The organism is Pseudomonas fluvialis (assembly GCF_002234375.1).
GTDB lineage: Bacteria > Pseudomonadota > Gammaproteobacteria > Pseudomonadales > Pseudomonadaceae > Aquipseudomonas > Aquipseudomonas fluvialis.
Map to the genome: position 1 here is coordinate 267,770 of NZ_NMQV01000005.1, position 7,655 is coordinate 275,424.

The following is a 7,655-nucleotide window of genomic DNA, read 5'->3' on the forward strand; positions in this document are numbered from 1 at the left end:
GTGGGCCCTCATACCAGTGATTGTCGCGTGAAATACCGCGGGCGGGAAGGAGCAGCTGCACGCTGGCGCGTGGCAGACAGCAAAAAGCCCCACGACCAGGACCGCAGGGCTTTTGCTGATGGCTGGCGAGCGGATACGCCCTTATTGATCCCAGGGACGGTCGCCCTGTTCATCCTTGATGCGGGTCGGCAGCCCCATCTCGTCCAGCAGGTGCAGGAAGGGCTCCGGCGGTAGCTGTTCGACGTTGACCATCTGCCCGGCGTCCCAGTCACCACGGGCAATCAGCCGCGCGGCAGCGACCGGTGGCACACCGGCGGTATAGGAAATGCCCTGACTGTCGGTCTCGGCATAGGCTTCGGCGTGGTCGGCGACGTTGTAGATCAGCACCTCGCGCGCCTGGCCATCCTTGCGGCCTTTGACCAGGTCGGCGATGCAGGTCTTGCCGCTGTAGCCCGGCGCCAGTGAAGCCGGATCGGGCAGTACGGCCTTGACCACCTTGAGCGGCACCACTTCGACACCCTCGGCGGTTTTCACCGGCTGCTCGGAGAGCAGGCCAAGGTTCTTCAGCACGCTGAAGACGTTGATGTAGTGATCACCAAAGCTCATCCAGAAACGGATGTTCGGCACATCGAGGTGCTTGGACAGCGAGTGCACCTCGTCATGCCCGGTCATGTACAGGTTCTGCACGCCGACCACCGGCAGGTCATCAGTCCGCTTCACCTCGAACATGCTGTTGCTGGTCCACTGGCGGCTCTGCCAGCTCCACACCTGACCGGTGAACTCGCGGAAGTTGATTTCCGGGTCGAAATTGGTGGCGAAGTACTTGCCGTGCGAGCCGGCATTGACGTCGAGGATGTCGATCGAGTCGATCTGATCGAAATGCTGCTTGGCCGCCAGCGCCGCCCAGGCGTTGACTACGCCCGGATCGAAGCCCACGCCGAGAATGGCGGTGACGCCCTTCTCCTGGCATTCGGCCAGGTGTTTCCACTCGTAGTTGCCGTACCACGGCGGGGTTTCACAGATTTTCCCCGGTTCTTCGTGGATCGCGGTATCGAGATACGCCGCACCGGTATCCATGCAGGCGCGCAGCACCGACATGTTGAGGAAGGCCGAGCCGACGTTGATGACGATCTGCGAGTGGGTCTCGCGGATCAGCGCCTTGGTCGCCTCGATATCCAGCGCGTTCAGGGCATAGGCCTTGAGCTCGGCCGGCTGCCTGAGGCTGCCCTTGGCCGTCACGCTGTCGATGATCGCCCGGCACTTGTTGACATTGCGCGAGGCAATGGCGATCTGGCCCAGCTCATCATTGTGTTGTGCACATTTATGGGCCACAACCTTGGCCACACCTCCCGCACCGATGATCAGAACGTTTTTCTTCAATTTAGCTCCCCCAATCGCAGGCCGTCAGGACAGGCTCTGCAGGTAGTCGTCAAAACCAAACTCGCGAACCACTTCGACGCTGCCGTCGAGCTGGCGCACGGCGATCGCCGGCATCTTGAGTCCGTTAAACCAGTTTTTCTTGACCATGGTGTACCCCGCCGCATCAATGAACGACAGGCGATCGCCGATGGCCAGCGGACGATCGAATTGGTACTCCCCGAAGATGTCGCCGGCCAGGCAGGACTTGCCGCACACCATGTAGGTGTACTCGCCGGCACAAGGCGCCATCTTTGCATTCAGTCGGTAGATCAGCAGGTCGAGCATGTGCGCCTCGATCGAGCTGTCCACCACGGCCAGGTGTTTGCCGTTGTAGAGGGTGTCGAGCACTGTCACTTCCAGCGACGCGCTCTGCGTGATGGCTGCCTCGCCCGGCTCCAGGTAAACCTGCACGGCGTACTTCTCGGAGAACGCCTTGAGTCGCGCACAGAACTGTTCCAGCGGATAGCCTTCGCCGGTGAAATGGATGCCGCCGCCCAGGCTGACCCACTCGACCTGGTGCAGCAGGTGGCCAAAGCGCGCTTCGATCACCCCGAGCATTTCGTCGAACAGCTCGAAACGACCATTCTCGCAGTTGTTGTGGAACATGAAGCCGGAGATCTTGCCGATCACCGCCTCGACCTTCACCGGGTCCCACTCGCCGAGGCGGCTGAACGGGCGCGCCGGGTCAGCCAGCAGGTAGTCGGAGCTGCTTACCTGCGGGTTGACGCGCAGGCCGCGAATGGCCCCGGCGGTCGCTGCGTCGAAACGCTCCAGCTGGCTGATGGTGTTGAAAATGATCTTGTCGCAGTTTTCCAGCATCTCGGGGATTTCGTCATCCGCCCAGGCCACGCTGTAGGCATGCGTCTCACCGGCGAACTTCTGCCGGCCAAGCTTGAGCTCATACAGCGAGCTGGAGGTGGTGCCGTCCATGTACTGCTCCATCAGGTCGAACACCGACCAGGTGGCAAAGCACTTGAGTGCCAGCAGGGCCTTGGCCCCGGAGTGCTCGCGCACATAGGCAATCTTCTGCAGGTTGCCCAGCAGCTTCTGCTTGTCGATCAGATAGTAAGGCGTCTTGAGCATCTTCTGGCCCCTCTTGGTCCGGCCACCTGGGGCACCGCGTCCCCACCCCGAAAAGCGGAGGCGAATTGTGCCTATGCGCGGCCAGGATCGAAAGGGTATTCGTGACCCTTTCGTCATTTGTTGGCCAGCATGTAGCGTCTGCATGGCTGCATTGTGACAATCCACGGCAGCACCGATCTGTCGAGTTTTTCCACGACCGCGCGGGTCCCTGCAGTACAATGCGCGCCCATTATGGACAGCCCAGACAGCCCGTCATGATTGACCCCAAGCGCGTGCTACGCGCCCTTGCCGAACACTGGTCGCTGCTCGACCCACTGTGCGAACGCTTTGACAGCGGCACGCTCAGTCTGGTCGAACTGCGCGCCCAACTGGCCGCTCAACGCGGCACGGCCGATGCGGCGGAAATCACCGCCCTGCTTGACCAGTGGATCCGCCTGGACATCCTCGTGCCCGTGGCCAAGAGCCCCAACCGCTTTGAGCTCAACGCGCAGATTCACGACTTCCTCGCCTACCTGCGCCGTGAACACCGGCTTGGCCTGTGCCTGGAAATCGAAGCCTACCTGCGCCACCTGGAACGCCTGGCCGGGCATATCCAGGAGGCCTTCGCGCAACGCGACAGCCAGGATCTCGCCCGCCAGTTACGCCTGCTCGACATGCGTGTGCGTGACGTCCTGAAGAAGCTCGCCAACGATGAGCAGGCGCTGGTTGGCGTGGCCGAGCGTGCCAAGACCTCGGACCGGCAGATTCCCCTGCGCCAACGCTACGCCGAGGTACTGGCCACCTGGGACGAGTACGTCGAGCCAATGATCCAGCTGGTGGCAGCCGACGGCGCGTTCGAGCAGGGCGTGCGACGCGCCGAACAGGTCCTGCTGCACCTGCTCGGCGAGCAGCAGCGCCTGGGACAACTGGTCGATGACGACCTGCTGCTACGCACCCACGCACGCATTCTCGACATGCAGACCACCGCGCAATTGACGCTGCGCCGCGCCCGCGAGCTGCTCCTGCCGCTGCGTGAAGAAGCGCGCCGTCACAATGCCGTGACCCGCGGCGCCGCGCTGGCCCTGGCAGCCATCCGCCGCAAGGGCCTGGACGGCGTCCCACAAGCTGCGCTGCCGCTGTTCAGCCGTCCGCAAAGCATCTTCCTCGGCACGGCCAACCAGGTGGAAGCCTATGTCTACGCGCTGGCGCGCTTTGAAGCCAAACCGGCGCATTTCCCGCGGGCAGGCGGGACACGTCGCCACATGCCCAGCCGGGCGCCACTGACTGCGCGGGAGATGATCGAGCGTTGCGAGCAGGCCCTGCCACTGCCGGACCTGATGCAATGGCTGCTCGATCAGGTGCCCGAGGGCGCCACCGACGAGCTGCTCTACTGGTTTTCCCGCCTGTCGCGCGACAGCCGCTTCCAGCGCGAGCGCCTGGCACGTCGCGACTACCTGACCCGCGAACATCAGGTCAGCCTGAGTTCCTATGCCCTGACAGGACGCCAAGCATGAGCGGTCTGTCCTTTCTTGCAGCGGCTGGTGCTGGCAGCCATCCCGCACAACCGCCCTCTGTCTGTGAGGCCCACGCATGATCATCGACCTCAAAGAAATGACCCTGCTGGCGGCGATCTTCCGCGAGCTGCTCAAGGGTGGCCACATCAGCCGCCGCGATGCCGAGCTGTATGCCCAGCTGAACACCCTGCAGGACGCCTATCGCGCACTGTTCAAGGCACAGGGCTTCGAGCTGGTGTGCGATAGCCGCGGTTTCTATTACTTCGTCCCGGAACAGATGGGCGCCCAGGTCAACAAGACTGCGCAACGCCTGGCACTGTTCACCTTCATCCTCGTCGAACACCTCGCCGACCAGGGGCGCGATCCCCTGAGCGTGCTGGATGGCGGCAGCCTGGGCCGCGATGAACTGCCCGGCCTGCTGGACAAATACAGCGACCTGTTCGTCCAGGCCGAAGTCGCCAGCCAGGACGAACTGGAAGAGAAAATCATGCGCCGCCTCACCCAGCTGGGCTTCGCCAGCGAAGAACAGGGGGTGTATCGCTTCCTGGCACCCATGCACCGCTTTCTCGATGTGTGCCTGGCCGTGCAGCAGGATCGCGACCTGGCGGCCAGCCTGCACAGCCACCTGCCCCTGCCCACCCCCGCGCTGGGCGACGACAGCGAATCCGCCAGCGCCGCTGAAGATGACGACGAAGAACAGCAATTGGCCCGCGCCATCGCCGCGGAGCGTGCGGCTCAGGAGGACTTGCAATGAGCCAGGAAAGCTATGGCATTCGCCGTTTTGCCCTGCTGAATACCGCCGGCTACAGCCTGGGGATCTTCCCGCTGGAGCACCCGTTGTCGGTGTACGGCGCCAACAACCTGGGCAAGTCGGCTTCGATCAACGCCTTGCAGTTCCCCATCCTGGCCCGCATGTCGGACATGAGCTTCGGCAAGTACAGCCTGGAGCAATCGCGCAAGTTCTACTTTGCCGCAGACACTAGCTACATCCTCGTGGAAGTCGCCCTGCCCCACGGCCCGCATGTCATCGGCGTAGCCGGTCGCGGCCCCGGGGGGGGCTTTGGCCACCAGTTCTTCGCCTACCAGGGCGCACTGGATCTGGCCCACTACCAGAAAGACGGTACCTGCCTGCGCCAACGCGAATTGTTCGCCAACCTTGAGCAGCACGGCCTCAAGGCTTATGAAATCAAGCCCGAGGAGCTGCGCCGACTGCTGGTCGGCGGGCATACCAGCATACCGCTGGACCTGACACTGATCCCTCTGCGCTCGACCAGCGAACAAAGCCTGAAGACCTTCCGCGCACTGTTCATCAACCTGCTGCATATGCGCGAGATTACCGCGGCGAAGCTCAAGCAGCTGTTCCTCGATGCCTTCGAGCACAGTCTGCGCTCCGGCAGCGTCGACTATATCGCCGCCACGGAAGAGGCATTCCGCGACGTGCGCCGCATGGAGCAGGACTACCAGGCGCTGGTCAATGCCGCGCCGCTGATCGAAGCACTGGCCAGCGGCGTGACACAGCGTGAAATCCTGCGCGGCCGGCTGCATCGCCTGTCGCCACTGCTCGACAACCTGCTCGGCAGTTGGCAGGACTATGCCGGTGCCCGCCGCGAAGAGCTGCTGATCCAGGCCGAACACTACCAGCGCGAACAGGACGGCCTGCAACAAGAACAACGCCACGGCACCGCTGAACTACTGCGCCTGCAGCGCGAGATCAGCGAACTGCAACGCTGGCTGGGCGAACTGGCCGTGCTCAAGCATCGCTTTGCCTTGCTGGAGGATGCCAGGCCACTGGAAGAGCAGTTGCTGGCGGCCAAGGACGCGCATGACGAACTGGCCGGCGCGCTGGCCCAGGCCCGCCAGTTTTCCACCAGCGACATCGAAGAACGCCTGCGCGACCTGCAGCAACGCCTCAAAGCGGTTCGCCAACAGTTCGATCACGCGGACAACAACAGCTACGCACGCCTGCGCGAAGAGTTCTCGCAGGCCGATGTCGATCGTCTGATGCGCCTGTTCAATGGTCAGCTGTTCAGCTTGCCGGTTGGTGAAAAAGGCATTCAGACCGAGGGCGAGGCCTGGATTCCGACACTGGAAGCCATCCTCGCGCACTTCAAGGGCGAGCACTTCCAGGCCCCTGGGCTGAGCATCGACCTGTCCAGCATCGAACCTCCGGCACTGCAGGCACTGGCTGACCGTGCCGCCTTGCGCGACCAGAAGGATCGCCTGGAGCGCGAACTCAAGCAGCTCAAGGCACAACAGGCCGTGGCCACCGATCGCGCGGCCAGCAAGACTCAGGCCGAGCAGCTCTACCAGGCCGTACTGGATGCCCAGAAGGCGCTGGAAGATTACCGTCGACTGGAAACACTGGCGGTTGAAGAAGAAGACAAACTGCAGCTACTCAGTCAGTTGCAGGCAGCACAGGACGAATGCCAGCGGCACAGCGACAGCTTCACCGAGCGCGTTCAACAACTGGCCGCCAAACTGCAGCTGGTCAACCGCCAGCTGGCCGACATGGAAGCCAAACAGCGCACGCTGGATGACGCCCTGCGGCGCCGCCAGTTACTACCCGCCAGCCTGCCTTTCGGCCAGCCCTGCCTGGACGCGCTGGATGACAGCCTGGACAACCTGCTGCCGCTGCTCAACGACTACCAGGACAGCTGGCAGGCATTGCAGCGCATCGACGGGCAGATCGAAGCGCTGTATGCCCAGGTGCGCCTCAAAGGCGTAGCCAAGTTCGACAGCGAAGACGATCCCGAGCGACGCCTGCAACTATTGCTCAATGCTTACCAGCACCGCCAGGACGAAGCGCTGACCCTGGCCAAGGCACGACGTGCCGCAGTAACCGATATCGCCCGTACCCTGCGCAATATCCGCAGCGACTATGACAATCTGGAACACCAGTTGGCGCTGTTCAACCGCGAGATCAACCGGCGCCAGGTTTCCAACCTGGAGAGTTTCCGCATCGTACTGGCTCCCAACAAGGAAGCCCTGCGACACATCGACCAGATCATTCACAGTGCCGGGCAATACGAGGAGGGCGAAACCCTGTCGGTCTTCGACCTCAGCCAGTCAGCCGATCAGGATGCGCGCAACGAGGAAGCCAAGGAATACCTGGCCCGCCTGGTCGCGGCGAATGGCAACCAACTGGGCCTCAAGGACCTGTTTGAACTGGCCTTCGAGATCACCAAGATGGGTGGACAACCAATCATCCATACCGATATCGATGGTGCGGCGTCGAACGGCACGACCATGACCATCAAGGCACTGACCAATATGTATCTGCTGCTGCACCTCATGGATCGCGAGCAGGCCGGCAAGGTACGCCTGCCCTACTATCTCGACGAGGCAGCCGACATTGATGAACGTAACCAACAGGCCCTGATTGAAACCAGCCTGCAACTGGGCTTCGTACCAATCCTCGCTTCGGTCAAGCCGCAGGTGTGCGCGCACGTGGCCATTGACCTCGAGGCCGGCAGCGGCCCTGCGGGTATCTACATCGACGAAGCTGACTGGAAGTACATCAAGCGTCGCGAGAACTTACCCAGCCCCAGCTGAAACGTAAGCGCTCCATAAACCCCACCTGCCCATAGGCCGCAGATCATTGGATGCTGAGCTCCCGTTTTCACTGGAGTTCATCCCATGATGCGTCCCGATGCCAAGGTG

General features: G+C 62.6%; 5 protein-coding genes. 3 read left to right on the forward strand and 2 right to left on the reverse strand.

Annotation, left to right across the window (positions count from 1 at the left end):
• Positions 1 to 141 precede the first annotated feature (141 nt).
• Together CFY91_RS04865 and CFY91_RS04870 are read right to left on the reverse strand one after the other, a co-directional pair.
• A complete protein-coding gene (locus tag CFY91_RS04865) occupies positions 142 to 1,380 on the reverse strand; it encodes a saccharopine dehydrogenase family protein (protein WP_093985215.1) in 1,239 nt (412 codons plus the stop codon).
• 24 nt (positions 1,381 to 1,404) lie between these two features.
• Positions 1,405 to 2,502 (reverse strand): carboxynorspermidine decarboxylase, encoded by a 1,098-nt coding sequence (locus CFY91_RS04870; protein WP_093985216.1) that lies wholly within the window; start codon positions 2,500 to 2,502, stop codon positions 1,405 to 1,407.
• Positions 2,503 to 2,756: 254 nt separating this feature from the next.
• On the opposite strand from CFY91_RS04870, the gene mksB reads away from it, so the two are divergent.
• The 3 genes from mksB to mksF all read left to right on the forward strand — a co-directional run bounded on the left by mksB (position 2,757) and on the right by mksF (position 7,547).
• Positions 2,757 to 3,995, forward strand: a complete 1,239-nt coding sequence (gene mksB, locus CFY91_RS04875) for an Mks condensin complex protein MksB (protein WP_093985217.1) — start codon at positions 2,757 to 2,759, stop codon at positions 3,993 to 3,995.
• A gap of 76 nt (positions 3,996 to 4,071) precedes the next feature.
• Positions 4,072 to 4,749: an Mks condensin complex protein MksE gene (gene mksE, locus CFY91_RS04880; protein ID WP_093985218.1), complete on the forward strand. Its 678-nt coding sequence runs from the start codon at positions 4,072 to 4,074 to the stop codon at positions 4,747 to 4,749.
• Positions 4,746 to 7,547 (forward strand): Mks condensin complex protein MksF, encoded by a 2,802-nt coding sequence (mksF, locus tag CFY91_RS04885; protein ID WP_093985219.1) that lies wholly within the window; start codon positions 4,746 to 4,748, stop codon positions 7,545 to 7,547. Before mksE ends, mksF begins: the two co-directional genes overlap by 4 nt.
• Positions 7,548 to 7,655: the final 108 nt, after the last annotated feature.

Coding starts and splice junctions, on each gene's coding strand:
- mksF (WP_093985219.1), top strand. CDS start 4,746: ATGAGCCAGGAAAGCTATGGCATTCGCCGTTTTGCCCTGCTGAATACC.
- mksE (WP_093985218.1), top strand. CDS start 4,072: ATGATCATCGACCTCAAAGAAATGACCCTGCTGGCGGCGATCTTCCGC.
- mksB (WP_093985217.1), top strand. CDS start 2,757: ATGATTGACCCCAAGCGCGTGCTACGCGCCCTTGCCGAACACTGGTCG.
- CFY91_RS04870 (WP_093985216.1), bottom strand. CDS start 2,502: ATGCTCAAGACGCCTTACTATCTGATCGACAAGCAGAAGCTGCTGGGC.